The sequence below is a fragment of the Granulicella sibirica genome, assembly GCF_004115155.1.
Taxonomy (GTDB): Bacteria; Acidobacteriota; Terriglobia; order Terriglobales; family Acidobacteriaceae; genus Edaphobacter; species Edaphobacter sibiricus.
Genome location: NZ_RDSM01000001.1, coordinates 162,929 through 178,444 on the forward strand (window position 1 = coordinate 162,929; position 15,516 = coordinate 178,444).

At 60.1% G+C, this 15,516-nt stretch carries 14 protein-coding genes; 5 read left to right on the forward strand and 9 right to left on the reverse strand.

The features are described from left to right. Window positions 1-61: 61 nt before the first annotated feature. Both GRAN_RS00635 and GRAN_RS00640 read left to right on the forward strand, forming a co-directional pair. Window positions 62-436: a response regulator gene (locus GRAN_RS00635; RefSeq protein WP_128911107.1), complete on the forward strand. Its 375-nt coding sequence runs from the start codon at window positions 62-64 to the stop codon at window positions 434-436. 79 nt (window positions 437-515) lie between these two features. Continuing rightward, on the forward strand, window positions 516-2,306 hold the full coding sequence (locus GRAN_RS00640; protein ID WP_128911108.1) for a CHASE3 domain-containing protein: 1,791 nt from the start codon (window positions 516-518) through the stop codon (window positions 2,304-2,306). 9 nt (window positions 2,307-2,315) lie between these two features. Here the strand turns inward: GRAN_RS00640 and GRAN_RS00645 are convergent, their stop codons facing one another. From GRAN_RS00645 to GRAN_RS00670, 6 genes are read right to left on the reverse strand one after another with little or no spacing between them, the layout of a single operon-like run. Beyond that, window positions 2,316-3,581 (reverse strand): Nramp family divalent metal transporter, encoded by a 1,266-nt coding sequence (locus tag GRAN_RS00645; protein ID WP_128911109.1) that lies wholly within the window; start codon window positions 3,579-3,581, stop codon window positions 2,316-2,318. A 1-nt stretch (window position 3,582) separates the two neighbouring features. Then, window positions 3,583-4,566, reverse strand: coding sequence for an aldo/keto reductase (locus tag GRAN_RS00650; protein WP_128911110.1), 984 nt, complete (start codon window positions 4,564-4,566; stop codon window positions 3,583-3,585). Window positions 4,567-4,598: 32 nt separating this feature from the next. After that, a complete protein-coding gene (locus GRAN_RS00655) occupies window positions 4,599-6,155 on the reverse strand; it encodes a GMC oxidoreductase (RefSeq protein WP_128911111.1) in 1,557 nt (518 codons plus the stop codon). Further along, window positions 6,152-7,207, reverse strand: a complete 1,056-nt coding sequence (locus tag GRAN_RS00660; RefSeq protein WP_128911112.1) for a CgeB family protein — start codon at window positions 7,205-7,207, stop codon at window positions 6,152-6,154. Before GRAN_RS00660 ends, GRAN_RS00655 begins: the two co-directional genes overlap by 4 nt. 18 nt (window positions 7,208-7,225) lie before the next feature. Continuing rightward, complete coding sequence (locus GRAN_RS00665) at window positions 7,226-8,500, reverse strand: magnesium transporter MgtE N-terminal domain-containing protein (RefSeq protein ID WP_128911113.1); 1,275 nt, start codon at window positions 8,498-8,500, stop codon at window positions 7,226-7,228. Window positions 8,501-8,519: 19 nt separating this feature from the next. Beyond that, a complete protein-coding gene (locus GRAN_RS00670; RefSeq protein ID WP_241654251.1) occupies window positions 8,520-10,712 on the reverse strand; it encodes a M13 family metallopeptidase in 2,193 nt (730 codons plus the stop codon). A 65-nt stretch (window positions 10,713-10,777) separates the two neighbouring features. Here GRAN_RS00670 and GRAN_RS00675 point away from each other — a divergent pair, with 65 nt between their 5' ends. Both GRAN_RS00675 and GRAN_RS00680 read left to right on the forward strand, forming a co-directional pair. Beyond that, window positions 10,778-11,218 carry an ATP-binding protein gene (locus GRAN_RS00675; RefSeq protein WP_128911114.1) on the forward strand — a complete coding sequence of 147 codons (441 nt, stop codon included), beginning with the start codon at window positions 10,778-10,780 and terminating at the stop codon, window positions 11,216-11,218. A 14-nt stretch (window positions 11,219-11,232) separates the two neighbouring features. Then, entirely contained in the window at window positions 11,233-11,580 is a 348-nt protein-coding gene (locus GRAN_RS00680) for an STAS domain-containing protein (RefSeq protein ID WP_128911115.1), read from the forward strand. 108 nt (window positions 11,581-11,688) lie between these two features. Here GRAN_RS00680 and GRAN_RS00685 read toward each other — a convergent pair whose 3' ends face one another. Continuing rightward, complete coding sequence (locus GRAN_RS00685) at window positions 11,689-12,270, reverse strand: LemA family protein (RefSeq protein WP_128911116.1); 582 nt, start codon at window positions 12,268-12,270, stop codon at window positions 11,689-11,691. 92 nt (window positions 12,271-12,362) lie between these two features. Continuing rightward, window positions 12,363-13,157, reverse strand: coding sequence for a TPM domain-containing protein (locus GRAN_RS00690; RefSeq protein WP_128911117.1), 795 nt, complete (start codon window positions 13,155-13,157; stop codon window positions 12,363-12,365). 74 nt (window positions 13,158-13,231) lie between these two features. Between GRAN_RS00690 and GRAN_RS00695 the strand changes: the two genes are divergently transcribed. Beyond that, complete coding sequence (locus GRAN_RS00695; protein WP_128911118.1) at window positions 13,232-14,389, forward strand: DNA polymerase III subunit delta'; 1,158 nt, start codon at window positions 13,232-13,234, stop codon at window positions 14,387-14,389. A gap of 86 nt (window positions 14,390-14,475) precedes the next feature. On the opposite strand, the gene GRAN_RS00700 is transcribed toward GRAN_RS00695, so the two are convergent. Continuing rightward, a complete protein-coding gene (locus GRAN_RS00700; protein WP_128911119.1) occupies window positions 14,476-15,483 on the reverse strand; it encodes an L-threonylcarbamoyladenylate synthase in 1,008 nt (335 codons plus the stop codon). Window positions 15,484-15,516: the final 33 nt, after the last annotated feature.

Genomic DNA, 15,516 nt, shown 5'->3' on the forward strand with positions numbered 1-15,516 from the left:
GAATCCGGTGGTTGACCGTTTTGGTTGGCCCCTCCCCCGATTGCCTCCAGGAGGCTGACGTATGTCGCAACGGTCTCGACTGATCCTGTGTGTGGACGATGAAGTGGTGGGCCTCCAGGTCCGCAAGATCCTGCTCGAGCGGGCCGGATACCGTGTGCTCACCGCACTCGACGGGAGATCCGGTCTAGAGGTTTTCGCTAAGGAACCGATTCAAGCTGTCATTCTCGACTACACGATGCCCGGGATGAACGGCGGCGAGGTCGCGAACAGAATGCGGCAGACGAAACCACATATTCCGATCCTCCTGCTCTCCGCGAACATCGCGGTGCCTGCCGACATCACGGCGCTGGTTGACGTCTACATGACCAAGGGTGAGGGCGCCCCAGTTCTTCTACAAAAGCTCGGAAGCCTTCTGCCGGAGGCGGCACCCCTGTAGGTCATTCTGGTTCGACCTCTGTCCGGAGATGCTGGATGTGCCAACCACGAAGCGCCATAGGATTGAAGGAGCTCGAAGCTTGAATCTCGCGAAGTTCGACAGGATCCTGCGCGAGGTCCTGATCCTCCCAATCCTCGTCATCTCGCTTGCCGCGTGCGCCCTGTTCCTCGGCATCCGCGAGACTACGAGCACTGTACAGCGAATCCAGGAGGCGGATGCGGCGATCGCCCAGGCGACCCTGATTCAGAAGCTCGTCGTCGACGAAGAGGATGGGGTGCGCGGGTACCAGACGACCGGAGACCGCCGGTTTCTGGAACCATTCGACCGCGCAGCAAGTCCGTTGAATGCGGCTTTTGGCCGCTTGAAGAACCTGCTGATGGAATATCCAGACGATGTCCGGGATGTCGAGCGTCTACAGTCGGCCCACACCGTATGGCTTGAAGGATTTGGCCGGTCGATCATCCAGATGACGGGGGATGGCGTCCAGACATCCGAGGTCGACCTCAATATTGTCGGCAAGGCCTATATGGATGCGATCCGAGTGGATCTCCAGAAAATCATTCAGGACTCGGAGGCTCGGCGGGGCCGGCGAATCGACGCCTGGCATCACCAGGTGCAACTCATCCTGATAGCGCTGATCGTGGTAGCGGTCTTCACCGGAGCTTTCATTGGCCTCTTCGCTCGGACTCGCCTTAAACAGGTTTCGACAGCTTATCGTTTGTCGGAGGAGGTCCTGGAGCGACGGGCTGGTGAACTGTTTGCTTCCGAGCAGAATCTGCGGACGACATTGGCTTCGATCGGAGATGGGGTGATCACGTGCGATCCCATCGGGCGCATTCAGATAATGAACGAGGTCGCCCAGGAACTCACTGGGTGGAAACAAGAGCTGGCTCTGGGGCTGTATGCCGATGAGATCTTCCATCTCCTGGAGGAGGGGACGCGGGAGCCAATCCGGAATCCGTGGACCGATACGACTCGGCTGGAGCATGGGAACAGCCGCATCCTCTTGCGGAAGGATGGGTCCGAGCTCCTGGTAGACGATAAGACCGCGGTCATTCGGGATAAGAGTGGGGACACGACGGGCGTCGTTACCGTGCTGCGCGACATCACGAACGCGCGGAAGACTCAGACGGCACTTCTCGCGAATGAGAAGCTAGCGGTAGCGGGGCGGCTCGCGGCCTCGATCGCGCACGAGATTCACAATCCTCTGGATGCGGTCTCAAATCTTCTTTACCTCATGAGTTCGGGGTCGACCCCGGAGGAGACGGTTCAGTTCCTGGACATGGCGCAACAGGAGCTTTCTCGAGCGATGCAGATCAGCCGATCGATGCTCGGACTCTACCGCGAGTCGAAGGCACCCGTCGCGGTCGATGTGCACGATATGCTTGCCGGGCTTCTACTCCTTCTCGAACGGCGCTTCCAGACGATGGGTGTTTCGGTGACAGAGGCCGTCCCGGCTGGGCTTTGCATCGATGGTTTCCCGGCAGAACTGCGGCAAGTGTTCACCAATCTCATTATTAATGCGGCTGAGGCCGCTTCCGTGAATGAGGGGGGACGGGTAAGCGTGACCGCGGCTGCACTACCTCCAGGTCTCGATCCCAAAGGAGTGCGGCATGAAGAGGGCGCGCTGATCACGGTCACGGATAACGGTGGCGGCATGACGCCTGCGGTAAGGGAACGGCTCTTCCATCCGTTCTTCACGACAAAGGGTGAGCAGGGTACGGGGCTTGGTCTTTGGGTAAGCTACGGGATTATCCGGAAGCATGGCGGGTCGATCGAGATCGAGAGCTCGACCGACGCGGAGACACATGGAACCTCCGTAAGCGTTTTTCTTGCGTCGAAACCGGTGATACAGCCCGGAGCCGACTAGGATCTGTCGCTAAGGCTTCACGGGGTGGACGGTGTTCCAAAGAAGGATCGCCGTAAGACCGGTAACGATGGCAGAGGTAGTCCAGGCGATGACGTTGAACCAGCGAGAGTTGGTGTATTCGCCCATAAGATCGTGCTTGTTGATGAGCTTCAGCATGAAGATCAGGACGACCGGGAGCAAGATGCCGTTGAGAACCTGCGAGAGGATCGTGATCCGGACCAGGGGGAAGTTCGGAATAAGAACGACTGCGGCGCCGAAGGCGATCAGCAGTGAATAGAACCAGTAGAAGAACGGGGCCTCGTCGAAGCTCTTGTCGAGGCCGCTCTCGAAACCCATTCCCTCGCATACGGTGTACGCGGTCGACAGGGGCAAGATGGAGGCGGCGAAGAGGGACGCGTTGAAGAGGCCGGCTGCGAAGAGAATGAAGGCGTACTTCCCCGCCAGGGGCATCATGGCGTTGGCCGCGTCGGAGGGGACGTTGATGTCACGCATCCCATGAGTGAAGAGGGTCGCGGCGCACGCGACAACGATGAACCAGGCAACAACGTCGGTAAAGATTGAGCCGACGATGACGTCGAGACGGGACGCCTTGTACTGACGTACGCCGACTCCTTTCTCGACAATCGAGGACTGAAGATAGAACTGCATCCATGGGGTGATCGTCGTGCCGATAACGCCGACAGTCATGTAGACGTAGTCGCGGTCCTTCCAGACGGCGCGCGGCGGAAGCTTCACGGTTTCGAGGAGGGCGAGGTGCCAGTTGGGGCCGCTGAGTACGCCAGTGACGATGTACGCGATGTAGAAAACGCTGGCGGCGAGGAATACTTTTTCGACGTTCTTGTAGTTGCCCTTGACGACCAGCGCCCAGACGAAGAAGGCACAAACGGGAACACTGATGTATTTGCTGATGTGGAAGAGTTGCAGCGATCCTGCGATACCGGAGAACTCCGCGACAACGTTGCCGAAGTTCACGATGACGAGGAGGATCAGCATAATGAAAGTCATGCGGAGCCCAAACTCTTCGCGGATAAGGTCGGAGAGGCCTTTGCCGGTGACGACGCCCATGCGAGCGCACATCTCCTGCACCACGATAAGGGCGAGCGTGATGGGGATCATCGTCCAGAGGAGCGTGTACCCGTAGTGCGCGCCAGCCTGCGAGTAGGTGAGGATGCCGCCGGCGTCGTTATCCACGTTGGCGGTAATGAAGCCAGGACCAAGGACGGCGAGGAAGAGGAAGATGCTGGTGCGCCAGCGGCGCCAGAGCGAAGCGGCCATCTCAGCTCACCGCCTTGAGGGTGAGCCCGCTCCGCTCCCGCTGGACAAGTTCGTGCAGGCGAAGTGCGGGAACTTCCAAGGAAGGGTCTCCGGCAACTTCGACGTTGGTGCGGATGTGCCCAGGCTTCTTGGACGAGAAAAGGATGATGCTCTCAGGGTTCGCGACGAGGGAGGCCTTGAGCATCAGCTTCGCGAGGGACTCTGCATTGGCCAGATCGTGGCCTGTCGCTTCGGACCAGCGTTCTTGGCGGCTCGGATCGGCCAATAAGGACGTATAGAGGGTACGGAAGTCTTCGGTCAGCGCCCGATGGTGGATACGGAATGACTTTCCGGGAACAGTTGCCGGGTCCAGAACAGACCATTCGTACTGCGTGACCGGGCAATAGGCGGGTTTCTCGGACAATAAGGCGGGGATCTTTGCCCGGCCACTTCCAACTCCAAACGTACCGATCTTTCCCTGGTTCACCGAAGACCTCAAAAAAAACAACAACTCATCATCTTGTAGATCCCCTGCGCTGACCTCGTGAAGGAGCCAGAGGTCGATATGGTCGGTCTTCAACGCGGCGAGGCTGCGCTCGAGAGCCGTGCGAGCTGCATTAGCGTTGAAAGCGGGCTGCTCTTCGCGACGTACGACATTCATGGCTAGGCCCGCCATGCCCTGCTTCAAGCCCGGCACCCTGCGGATGATCGGTCCGGCGATGCCGCGGGCGAGGCTTATCAGAGACTGGTTCTTTGACCCAGGAATGCCGTACTTGCTGGTCACCGTAAGTTTGCCGGCGTGGCGGCGGCAAACCTCGCCGAGGCAGGCTTCGGCCTGTCCGTAACCGTAGGAAGGGGCGACATCGAAATGGGTAATACCTGCCTCGACAGCGGCTTCGAGCATCGTGAGAGAGTCCCGGCGGTTAAGGCCCCCCATGATGCTTGAACAGCCGAAGCCCAGGCGCGTAGTGGTTCGGCCGGTCGTCGCTAGGGCTATCTCTTGCATCCGGCTCTCCTAATCAGTGTGCTCGTTTGAGGTTAGCCTAGATCGCCTGCAAGATGGTCCGCCAAACGAACGGCGAGAGCGAGGACGGTGTGAGTGGGATTTGAAAAGCTCGAAGTTGGAAAGACGGCTCCCGAGCAGACGTAGATATTCGCAGTGCCGTGGAGCCTTAGGTTGGGATCGACTACGCCGTCCTCGGGATCGACCGCCATGCGCATGCCGCCCATGTGGTGGTTGCTGTCATCGCATTTTGCTCGAAACTCCGGCTTGCCCGCGACAAGATCGGGGTCCGGAATGACCCTCGCAATCCCGGCCAGAGAGCATTGTGCAATGAGCACATACTCGCGGATTGCTGCCAATTCCTTGTCTGAAATCTGCCAATCGAGCCTCGTGCGGTAGAGGCCGAGGGCGTCTCTTTCGTCCGAAAGCGTGATGCTGCTTGTAGAGTCAGGCTGCTGCTCGCAGTGGACGCGCAATGTGATAGCTGCGTCCGACGGGTTGTAGGCGCGGTTTTGAATGGCATATCGCAGCGTTTGTCGCACGAGAAGCGGGAGATTCTTCACGACGAAGACAACATCCGCGAAGGCCACCTCGCGCACGCGGCCTCGCAGTATCTTCTTGGCGGTCTCCTTGAGCCTGCCGAGCGCTTCGTCGGCGTTCGAGATGAAGGACATGGTCGCGGCAACGTTCAGCGTGCGCCTCTCTTGCTGGATCGAGGAAGAAAGCCGAAGCTTCGGGTGGTACTTGAATCCTTCGCGGAAAATGTTGTCGAAGATTCGATGAAATCCCTCGGAATCAATTGGCTCTATCTCTGCAGCGTTTACGTCGATGTGGTCTTGAAAATGTCTCCCCAGGAGACCTGAGCGGTTCCAGGGAAATCCTGCCGCGCTTGGTTGCAGAAAAAAACGTGAACTTTCAATGGCACCGAGACAGAACACGAAGCGAGAGGCTCGGAAGGTGGCTTCGACACCTGTGAGCGTTCGGCACCTAACCCCGATCATGCGATCCGCGTGGAAGATCATCTCGACAGCATTCGCATGGAGCCACACGACGAGGCTGGCGTTTTCCTCGAGTACGGCACGGTGAAGACGGGCGAAGGACGGTTCAGGGCACCATCGGGAAAAGTAGCTGTGGAGTCCGTCGAACGAAGGTGGCTCGACACCAATCTTGCGCCAGACGGATTCGTCTTTGCGAATGACGCCGCCAAGGCCCTCAAGCTCAAGCGCTCGCTCGTAGTACGGGCGCAGTTCGTCTTTGGAAAACGGCCATCCGCTCTCCGCGATCCAGGGCCGTTGGATGAAGTCGAGGTACTCGAACTCGAGGATCTGGCCTCCCCAACGTGTGGTCGTTCCGCCCTTTGCACGGAAGCGTCCGGTATGAACACCGCGATGGATGTTGCCGACGACCTCGCTGCGGTAGGTTTCCTGGGACCGCTCCTCGACATCCGCGCCTCCGCCTTCGAGAAGTACCACTCGCTTCCCTTGCCTGATCAACTCGACCGCGATTACGATTCCCGCCGCCCCTGCGCCCACGATGCAGACATCCGCGACCTCGCTCGGATCGGGTTGAGAGACTTCGAGGTCGCGGATCAAGCTTTGCCTCTGCGAACAGACTCCAGGATCGAGGCGACACGATCCACGATCAGGCCGACCTGGCGATCGTTGTGGTACCCGTCGCGTTCGGCACGAGCGAGTCCGGCCGCCGCGATCCTCGCCCTTGCTGCCTCGTCGGGCAGATATCTGCGGATCTTTTCGACGCACTCTTCTATCGAGGAGAAGAAGACTGCCTCGACGTCTTCTTCGAACCTCTGCTGATGGCCATCGGAGCGCTCGGCAAGAAGAAATCCTCCGCATCCCGCGATCTCGAAGCTCTTGTGGACGAACTCGTCCTGGTTCGAGTGGGTAATGAAACTGAGGTTGATCTGCGAGCGCCAGATTCCCTCGCGATATTCGTCGCGAAAGAGCTCACCGTTCCCGCGATAGATCGCCGTTGTCGCTTCCAGGCCGAGTGCAGGCTTCCAAACGAGACCGCCCGACACAGTGACGTGGAAGCCGAACTCCTTCCAAAGACGCGTGAGAAACTGGGCGCGATCGTCGTACGGTGTGCCGATGAAGGAGACACCACGATCGCGGTCGGCGTCGGACCAACCGGGCGGTGGCGGGAAGTGCATCGTGGGCTCATACGCGGTCTGGATCTTCATGACGTCGCGGGCGCCCCGCGCGTGATATTCGGCGATGTTGCGGTCGCGCTGGACAACGTGCAGGTCGAAGAAGGGGATATTCTTCATATACAGGCGCCAGCCTGGATCGCGGCGGGTGCCAAAGGGATTGTCGATCATGTAATTAACGCTCACGATCCCCAGCGCTCGCCAGCGCTTGAGGGTCGAGGCCTTGAGCCAGAGAAGCTTGTCGGTCCAGACCACGTCGGGCTTCTCCTGCATGGTCAGGCGCAGAAGGTCGCGGTTGAGGCGCTCGACCTGAGGTCCGGCTGCGAGGCGGTGCATCACCTTCGCGAGGAAGGGGTTGCGAGGCGCGTACTCGAGCGAGTCGAAGCCGATGACAGTGTGGCCGAGGCGTTCAAGCGCCCATAGACGGTACAGAGCCGAGTCGTTTGGAGAGATGCTTCCGGCGTAGAGGATCTTCATGTGCCGAACGCTCATCCGCTAATGCTTGTGCCTGAGGTTGGCGATGACCTGCTCAGCGTGAATGACCCCCGCAAGACGCTTGTCGTCGTCGACCACAGGCAGCGAGCGGAGGTTGTACTTGTCGAACAGCTCGGCGACTTTCTTCCCATTCGCGTCGAGGCGGCAGCTCACAATGTGCCCCTGCGGGAGAGCCGATAGCGCCGCCCCGGGTTCCGCAAAGAGGAGGCGGACGACTGGGATTAAACCGCGAATCTTCTGATCGTCGTCCAGCAGGATGATATCGGTGATCACTTCAATATCGCCTTCGAAGTCGCGCAGAGCGTTCACGGCATCCGACACGGTCGCAACCTCGGGCAGTGAAACGTAGTCGGTCGTCATGCGGCCGGCTGCGGAGTCTCCCGAGAACTCGAGAAGCTCTTCGACCTCATGCCGCTCCTCGGGATCCATCTCTTCGAGGATCGCCTCGGAGCGTTCGTCGGACAGCTCGGACAGGAAATCGGCGGCAGCACCGGGGTCCATCTCTTCGACGATCCCGGCGACCTGCTCGGAGTCGAGATCTTCGATGAGAGCCTTCTGCATCTTGGGGTCGACTTCTTCAAGCGCCTCGGCAGCGACCTCTTCGTCGAGACTGGTAAAGAGCGCGTGGCGTTCTGCCGGCCCAAGTTCCTCCAGGATGTCCGCGATGTCGGATGGGTGCATCTTCGAGAGTCGGTTCTGTTCGATCTTCAACTTCACCCGGCGCGACGGGTCGCGGTCGATCAGGTCGACGAAGTCCCACGGGATAACACTCGCTGGAATGCGGCAGGATAAGTTGTCGATAGTGCCGTGCGGCAGACCTTTGAGCAGACGCCGTATTGCCCCACGAACTCCCACTTCAACCTCGGCGATGCGAAGCGAAAGTCTGTCTGTCCCGTCAAGACATGCCTCCCAGATGAGGTCGACATCGTTTACTCGCACGACTTTGTGCCCGTTAACATCAATGATTTGCTGGTCGAGCAGGTCACGTTCCAGCAGAAGATATGCCTCAGCATCTGCCATCTCCTGCATCTCGGCAGATGCCCGGAGTTGAAGACCGTCACCGCCCTGAACGAGATCAGACACGCGTATCAGCGACGGTTGCCCATTCTTCTTTCCGGTCGCGAGCCGCAGGATAAAACCGAAGACGTGCGCCGCGTCGTCCGAGGGGCTGACGGCGAACTCACGCACCGAGCCGAATGCGCGCCCATCAGGGCCATTGACCTTGGCGCCCATCAGTGCCGATACGCTCGTTCTCTCGTTCGCGTGCTTCGTCATAGTCCTTCGTCCTTGAGCCTTACCAAACCTTGCAGACTTTGGACTTCACCATCGGCTGTCCGACCTTGCACCCAAATGCGGGGGCGAACTGCGGCAGGTTCGTTACGATGCCGTTCACACGGGCAAACCCGGGAGAGTGCGGATCAGTTGCGGCCTGGAGGCGCTCGGCCGCTTCGCGTGTGTTCTCACAGGCCCATTGGGCGTAGCCGATGAAGAATCGCTGATCCGGGGTAAAGCCATCGATGGGCTTGAGGTTCTTGCCTTCGACCTGGTGCTTCCAGGCGATATAAGCGATGAGTGTTCCGCCGAGATCGGCTACGTCCTCACCGCTTGTCAGCTTGCTGTTGATGTGGATGTCATCGACGACGACATAGGTAGCGAACTGGTCGCGGAGGCAGTTGATGCGGTCTTCGAAGCCTTGCGCGTCCTCTTTGGTCCACCAGTCCTTGAGGTCGCCCTCGGCGTTAAATTGGCGGCCTTCGTCGTCGAAGGCGTGGGTGAGTTCGTGGCCGATGGTGCCACCGGTGTCGCCGTAATTCGGGGCGTCGTCGGCCTTCGGATCGTAGAGAGGTGGCTGAAGGACGCCGGACGGGAAGTTGATGTCGTTCATCTGGGGGTTGAAGTAGGCGTTCACGGTTGGCGGCGTCATGCCCCACTCGTTTCGGTCGACGGGCTTGCCCACCTTGGCCCAGTCGCGCGAGTCCTCGAACTGCTGGGCGCGTTCTGTGTCGCCGAAGAAGTCGCCTGGGGTGATCGTGAGTTTGGTGTAGTCGCGCCAGGTGTCTGGGTAGCCGATCTTATTGCGGATGGCGTGAAGCTTGCGGAGGGCTTCCTTCTTTGTCGCCGGGCTCATCCAGTCCAGATGCTCGATCTCGTCCTGCATGACGGCTTCAATCTGCTGGGTCATGACGAGCGTCTTCTGCTTCGTGTCCGCGGCGAAGGTGCGGCGCACAAACTCCTGCCCGAGGGCCTCGCCAAGGGAGCTGTCGACAAAGCGAACACAGCGCTTCCAGCGTGGCGGCTGTTGCTGCGCGCCACGAAGGTAGCCGCGGTAGAAGCCGAAGTTCTCGGTCTCGAATGAGCTGGCGAGTGCAGGTGCCGCGCCAGTCAGAAGGTGAAACCTCAAGTAAGACTTCAAGGCTTCGAGCGCTTCGTTCTTCAGTTCAGCGTCGAGCGCCTTCTGAAACTCCGGCTCCGTGACATTGACTGTCGCGATTCCAGCGAGACCGCGCTTGGCGAAGAAAGCTGGCCAGTCAACCGACGGGTTGATCTTCGTAAGCTCGGCCACCGTCATCTTGTGGAACTGCTTGTAGGGGTCGCGCTTGTCGACAAGCGTGAGCGAAGCGGTGGCGAGGGCGGTCTCGATGCGCATGACGTCGGCGGCATCACTCGCTGCCTTTGCATCGGTCTCGCCGGCGAGGGCGAAGAGCTTTGTCACATAAGCCACATACTTCGCGCGCGTCTCGACACTCTTCGGGTCGGCCTTGAGGTAGTAGTCGCGGTCGGGAAGGCCGAGGCCTCCAGAGGCGACGGCTGTAATAACGTCATTGGCGTTCGCGGGGTCCTGGGTTGATCCCGAGTTAAAGAAGAAGGAGCCGACGGCGTCATGCGAGAGGGTGCTGATCGACGCAGCTACTGCAGCCCGATCTCTCAGGGCATCGATCATCGCCAGTTCGGGACGGAGCGGGTCGAGGCCGCGCTTATCGATCGCTGACGTATCCATGCAAGCGGCAAAAGCGTCGCCGATCTTCTGCTGAATGGGCGTGCGGTTCGTTGCCTTCGCTGCGTCCTCTAGGATTCCCCAAAGGAACTGCGCATTCTCGTCAGTGAGCTTGGCGTAGACGCTCCAGTTCGCCTGGTCTGCCGGGATGGGATTGTTCTTCATCCATCCGCCGCAGGAGTATTTGTAGAAGTCGGTGCACGGATCAACGGTGCGATCCATGTCGTTGATGTCGAGTACCGGCGAGAACGGCATCTGCTGCAGCGGCCTCGGAGCAGGAGCGGTCTGCGCTCTTGCGAAAGGCACTCCGGAAAAAAGAAAAACCGCCGCGACTGCTGCCAAACCCTTCATCTGCAAAGACCTCGTGTTGGCATCGTAAATCACTCGCTCCGGCCCCGCCGGAATGAGGCGCGTGATCTGCCCGCTTCGCTTCTCGAAGGTATCCGCCTTGACATCTTCCCGCGTGGCAAGCACACTGCCAACATCGGGCATCGGCGGCGTATGCCGGTGCGGAGTATCGAATCCGTACGCAGGACTGCTTCCCCAAAAGGACCGAGTTGGCCGACCATACAACAAGCCGCGTCAGTTACACGCTGGATTCGTCACTCGCCAGCGTCAACAAAGTAGAGCAGACGGCCGAGGAATTTGCCGAACGCGCAGGCTTCGACGAAGATACCGTGCCGAATATTGCGATGGCCGTTCGTGAGGCCGCTGTCAACGCCGTGCTGCATGGAAACGCGTACGATCCAGAGAAGCACATTACCGCTTCGTTCGAATCGACCCCGGATTCGCTTATTATCCGCATCAGCGATCAGGGCTCGGGGCTGAATCCAGACACGCTTCCTGACCCTCTGGCCCCCGAAAACATCCTCCGTGGCTCCGGCCGTGGCATCTTTCTCATTCGCGCTTTCATGGATGAGGTAAACTTTCGCCAGCTACACCCAGGTACTGAACTGACTTTGATCAAGCACCGCACCCCCGCGCAGTCGGGAACCTAAGGAGACAAATCACCATGAGCATGAAAGTAAAGACCCGTCAGGTTGACGGCGTCACCATTCTCGATCTCAGCGGCCGGATCACACTCGGCGAAGGCAGTGTCACGCTACGCGACGCAGTTCGCGATGTGCTTGCCAAAGGATCGAACAAGATTCTGCTGAACCTGGGCGATATCAGCTATATCGATAGCTCAGGCATCGGTGAACTCGTCAGCGCGTTCACGACCGTGAAGAACGCCGGCGGCGAGCTGAAGCTTTTGAACCTGACCAAGAAGGTCCACGACCTTCTCCAGATCACGAAGCTCTACACCGTGTTTGACGTAAAGGACGACGAAGCCTCGGCGATCAGCGCCTTTACCAAGTAATCTATCCTGCAAAACAAAGGGCCGTCGCTTTGGCGATGGCCCTGTTCTTTTGCTTGCCATAGATAGCAAGGCCGCCACCCAAGGTGACGGCCTTTGTCGTTTGCCCGCCTATTTGCTGAAATCGACCTTCGGGGCGACGCTGTTGCTTGGGTCGCCCTTGAAGTATTCGTCGCGGTAGTGGAAGCCGGCCATGTTTGCCCAGATGCTGGTCGGAAACTGTTGCACGGAGACGTCATAGTCCCTGAGCACCTTGTTGTAACGGCCACGTTCGACAGCGATGCGGTTCTCCGTACCGGCCAACTCGTCTTCGAGACGCACGAACTGATCGTTGCCCTTAAGGTTTGGATAAGCTTCCTGCAAGCGGAGCAGCGGGCTGAGTGCCACGTCCAGGCGGGAGTTTGCCTGAATGCTGCTCGCCCGGTCCGTCGCGCCGATGACGCCTGCGCGGGCATTCGCGATATTCGTCAGGACAGTCGTCTCTTCGTTGACATAGCCTTTGACTGAGGCGACGAGGTTTGGAATGAGGTCGAGCCGCCTCTGCTGCGCAACGTTCACCTGCGAATAGGCTTGGTTCACCGCCTCGTTCTGCGAGACCAGGGAGTTCTTTGCACTGACATAGCTGCCGCCGACGAAGAGCAGGACGATGACAATCAGTCCAACAACTCCAAGTCCGATCCAGAGAGATTTCATGAGTTCCTCGTGATTGCTGTGCTTGTAGCCGTTGATTCTACTTGCTGGATACGCAGATGAGATGACTTTCGTTTAGATTCCGGTTCATCCGATTACCAATCGCCACTTGCGCCGCCCCCGCCTGAGCTGCCTCCACCAAACCCGCCAAACCCACCTCCACCGCGATCGTCGTCACGGCCTCTTCCGCCTCCTCCACCGCCGCCTCCACCAAGAATATTACCGAGCAGGAAGAAGATCAGTCCGACGTTTCCGGTCTTGATGAGTAGGAAGAGAATGAAAAGGAGCACCCCGCCTACGATCAGCACTTGGAAGAAACTGAGATGGACGGTCTGCTGCTGCACCCCCTCGCGGTGGTAGCGATGGATCGGCTGCGCGGTGGTCAGCGTGACGCCCGCGTCCGCCGCGATGACCTGTGCGATCTGCTGCACGCCGAGCGGTATCGCGGTGTTGTAGTCGTTCTGGCTTGCTGCCGGGACCATGGTGCGTCCGATGGTTCCGACCTTGGCGTCGTTGAGGATTCCCTCGAGGCCGTAGCCCACCTCGATCCGTCCGGCGCGGGGGGTCATGACGAAGAGCATGAGGAGGCCGCGATCCGTGCCCTTGGCTCCGACCTTCCACTTCTCTTCGAGCGCTGTGGCGAACTCGTCGATCGACTGGTCGCCGTCGATGGTCTTGATCGTGACGACAGCGATTTGCGCGTGCGCCTGCTTGTCCACGTCGGTGCAAAGGGCTTCGAGGTTCTGCTTCGTGGTTGGATTGAGGACACCGGCAAAGTCGTTCACGTAGCCGGTGGGCGCTGGCAATCCGGCTACCGTCTCCGCGCCGCAGACGGTGAAGCCCACAAAGAAAAGTGCAAGGGTAAGCGCAAGTTTTCTGGGCCAGATCATCCTGACGATTCTACGCTTGGCGGTCCTGGGGAGTTCCCTCCGTATCGTAGTCTTGAAAGGGGAGACAAGACCGTATGCCTGACGCGCTGCCAGCCGGGTTCAACGAATTTCTTGGAAACACCGGTGCCGTCGAGCAGCTCCGAACGGCGATTGCCGCCGGGCGGCTCCCCCATTCGATCATCCTCGCGGGACCGAACGGTGCGGGCAAGTACACGCTGGCCCTGATGCTCGCCATGGCGGTGGAGTGCGAACGCCAGCCGCGGGATCTGTGGTCGAACGGGCAGGCGCTGGCCGGGTTCTGTGGCGTCTGCTCCAACTGCACGCGGATCGCCAGTGCCTACGATCTTGCCGGCCTGGTTGATGCGGCGGTTGCGTCACGCGAAGACCTGCGCGAGACGGATAAGAAGGAGACGCGGGTGCTCATTCAGCAGCATCCGGACGTACTCATCATTCCGCCGGACCCGCCGCAGCTTCTGATCAAGCTCGGGCAGGTGCGCACTGTGATCCAGAGGGCGCAGCGGCATCCGTCCGAGGCTCCACGACGCATCTTTATCTTTACCGCCGCGAGCTTCATGAAGGAGGCGGCAAATTCGCTGCTTAAGGTGCTTGAGGAACCGCCGCCTACCGTACACATCATCATTCTGGCTGAAAATGTCGGCGAGCTCCTGCCGACGATCCGGTCGCGGTGTGCGACGGTCAGGCTGGGGGCGCTCCCGGTAGAAGAGCTGGAGATGCTGCTTGCCGACCGTCGGCCCGACGTACTACCACAGCACCGGGCGCTGATTGCGCGGCTGGCGCAGGGGGCGGCGGGGAGAGCGTTGGGGTTCGACCTGGCGGCTTACACCGCGGCACGGGCGGATGCGATGCTCATGCTCCGCAATGCGGCGGAGTCGGCTTCGAGCCATGGGGATCCGGAGCACACGGGGCTATTCAAGATGACGGAGACGTATCGGGCCGGGGCCGAAGGTCAGCAGAAGACCACGGCGCTGCTTCGTGGGATCACCCTTCTCCTTGAGGATCTGCTTCTCCTGATGGCAGGGACACCGGAGTTGATCCGGAATATCGATCTCAGGCCGGAGCTTGAGCGGCTTGCCGGGATGGTCAACTTTGCGTGGATCGAACAGGCGAGCCGTGGCCTGGATCAGGTCTACAGCGGAATGAGGCGCAACCTCCTGCGCAATCTTTCGCTCGACGCGTTCGCGACGGGGCTGGCGCAGCCGATGCGCGGGTGACCTCAGCCCCTCCCGGCTTAAGGTCTCAAAGTCTTCGAATCATTGAGTTTAGGTCCGGACTTCGAAATCATGAGCGGACTTTTCGGCTAATCCGTGCGGGAGGCCTTGCCGAGGCGATCCCGCAAGGCAGCTCCGATTCCGGTGGCGTCGGGGACGGGGCAGACGATGACCGTAGCCCCGGCCTCGTCCAACGCGCGGAGGCCTGCAAAGACACGTCGAGCGAGTTCTTCGCCGTTCTCCCAGTCGCCCCACGGATAGACAAACATGGATGCGCCGGAGCGCCACCCGGTGGGCAGCATGACTCCGACCTGGGCTTCGAATCCGTCGACTGTGGTCTCTAGCCGGGTGATGATGCCGTCGGAGATTGTTCCTTCGACGAGAACGAGGCGCGCGCGCGGGGCGTAGTGGCGCATGCCCACGCCTGGGGATGGAAGACTTTCAGGCTCGTGCGCAAACACGTCTCCAACCAGAGAGACCTCGGCGCCGAGGACAGAGGATATCTGCTCCGCGGTCACCGCCCCCGGGCGATAGATCATTCTCGCGCCAACATCCAGGACGGTCGATTCCACGCCGACCGACGTGGGACCGCCGTCGAGGATAGCGTCGATTCGTCCGTCGAGATCGACAAGGACATGAGCGGCGGTCGTGGGGCTGGTGTGGCCGAAGCGGTTGGCGCTTGGGGCGGCGATGGGCACGCCGGATTGCCGAATGAGATCCAGTGCAATTGGATGGGCAGGCATTCTTACGCCCACGAGATCACGCCCGGCGGTGACCGCGTCAGGGATCGCGGATGTCCTCGGCAGCAGAAGCGTCAGTGGGCCGGGCCAGAACGCTGCGATCAGCTTTTCTACCTCCGGAGAAACGTGCGCGACGCTGTCCAGCCTCGCCCGGTCGGCGACATGGACGATCAGGGGATCCCACCGGGGCCGCTCCTTCGCGGCAAAGATTCCTGCGACCGCATCTGCATCAAGAGCGTTCGCGCCGAGACCGTAGACCGTCTCGGTAGGGAAAGCGACGAGGCCTCCGTTTCGCAAGATGGCTGCGGCAAGCCCGACTTCTTCCCTCCCCAAACGGGCCGTAGTTCCTTGTTTCATTCCTTTTATCCTAAGCCGACCGGCCTATACTCA

Coding starts and splice junctions, on each gene's coding strand:
- GRAN_RS00695 (WP_128911118.1), top strand. CDS start 13,232: ATGCCTGACGCGCTGCCAGCCGGGTTCAACGAATTTCTTGGAAACACC.
- GRAN_RS00660 (WP_128911112.1), bottom strand. CDS start 7,207: ATGAAGATCCTCTACGCCGGAAGCATCTCTCCAAACGACTCGGCTCTG.
- GRAN_RS00635 (WP_128911107.1), top strand. CDS start 62: ATGTCGCAACGGTCTCGACTGATCCTGTGTGTGGACGATGAAGTGGTG.
- GRAN_RS00665 (WP_128911113.1), bottom strand. CDS start 8,500: ATGACGAAGCACGCGAACGAGAGAACGAGCGTATCGGCACTGATGGGC.
- GRAN_RS00650 (WP_128911110.1), bottom strand. CDS start 4,566: ATGCAAGAGATAGCCCTAGCGACGACCGGCCGAACCACTACGCGCCTG.
- GRAN_RS00690 (WP_128911117.1), bottom strand. CDS start 13,157: ATGATCTGGCCCAGAAAACTTGCGCTTACCCTTGCACTTTTCTTTGTG.
- GRAN_RS00645 (WP_128911109.1), bottom strand. CDS start 3,581: ATGGCCGCTTCGCTCTGGCGCCGCTGGCGCACCAGCATCTTCCTCTTC.
- GRAN_RS00685 (WP_128911116.1), bottom strand. CDS start 12,270: ATGAAATCTCTCTGGATCGGACTTGGAGTTGTTGGACTGATTGTCATC.
- GRAN_RS00680 (WP_128911115.1), top strand. CDS start 11,233: ATGAGCATGAAAGTAAAGACCCGTCAGGTTGACGGCGTCACCATTCTC.
- GRAN_RS00700 (WP_128911119.1), bottom strand. CDS start 15,483: ATGAAACAAGGAACTACGGCCCGTTTGGGGAGGGAAGAAGTCGGGCTT.
- GRAN_RS00670 (WP_241654251.1), bottom strand. CDS start 10,712: ATGCCCGATGTTGGCAGTGTGCTTGCCACGCGGGAAGATGTCAAGGCG.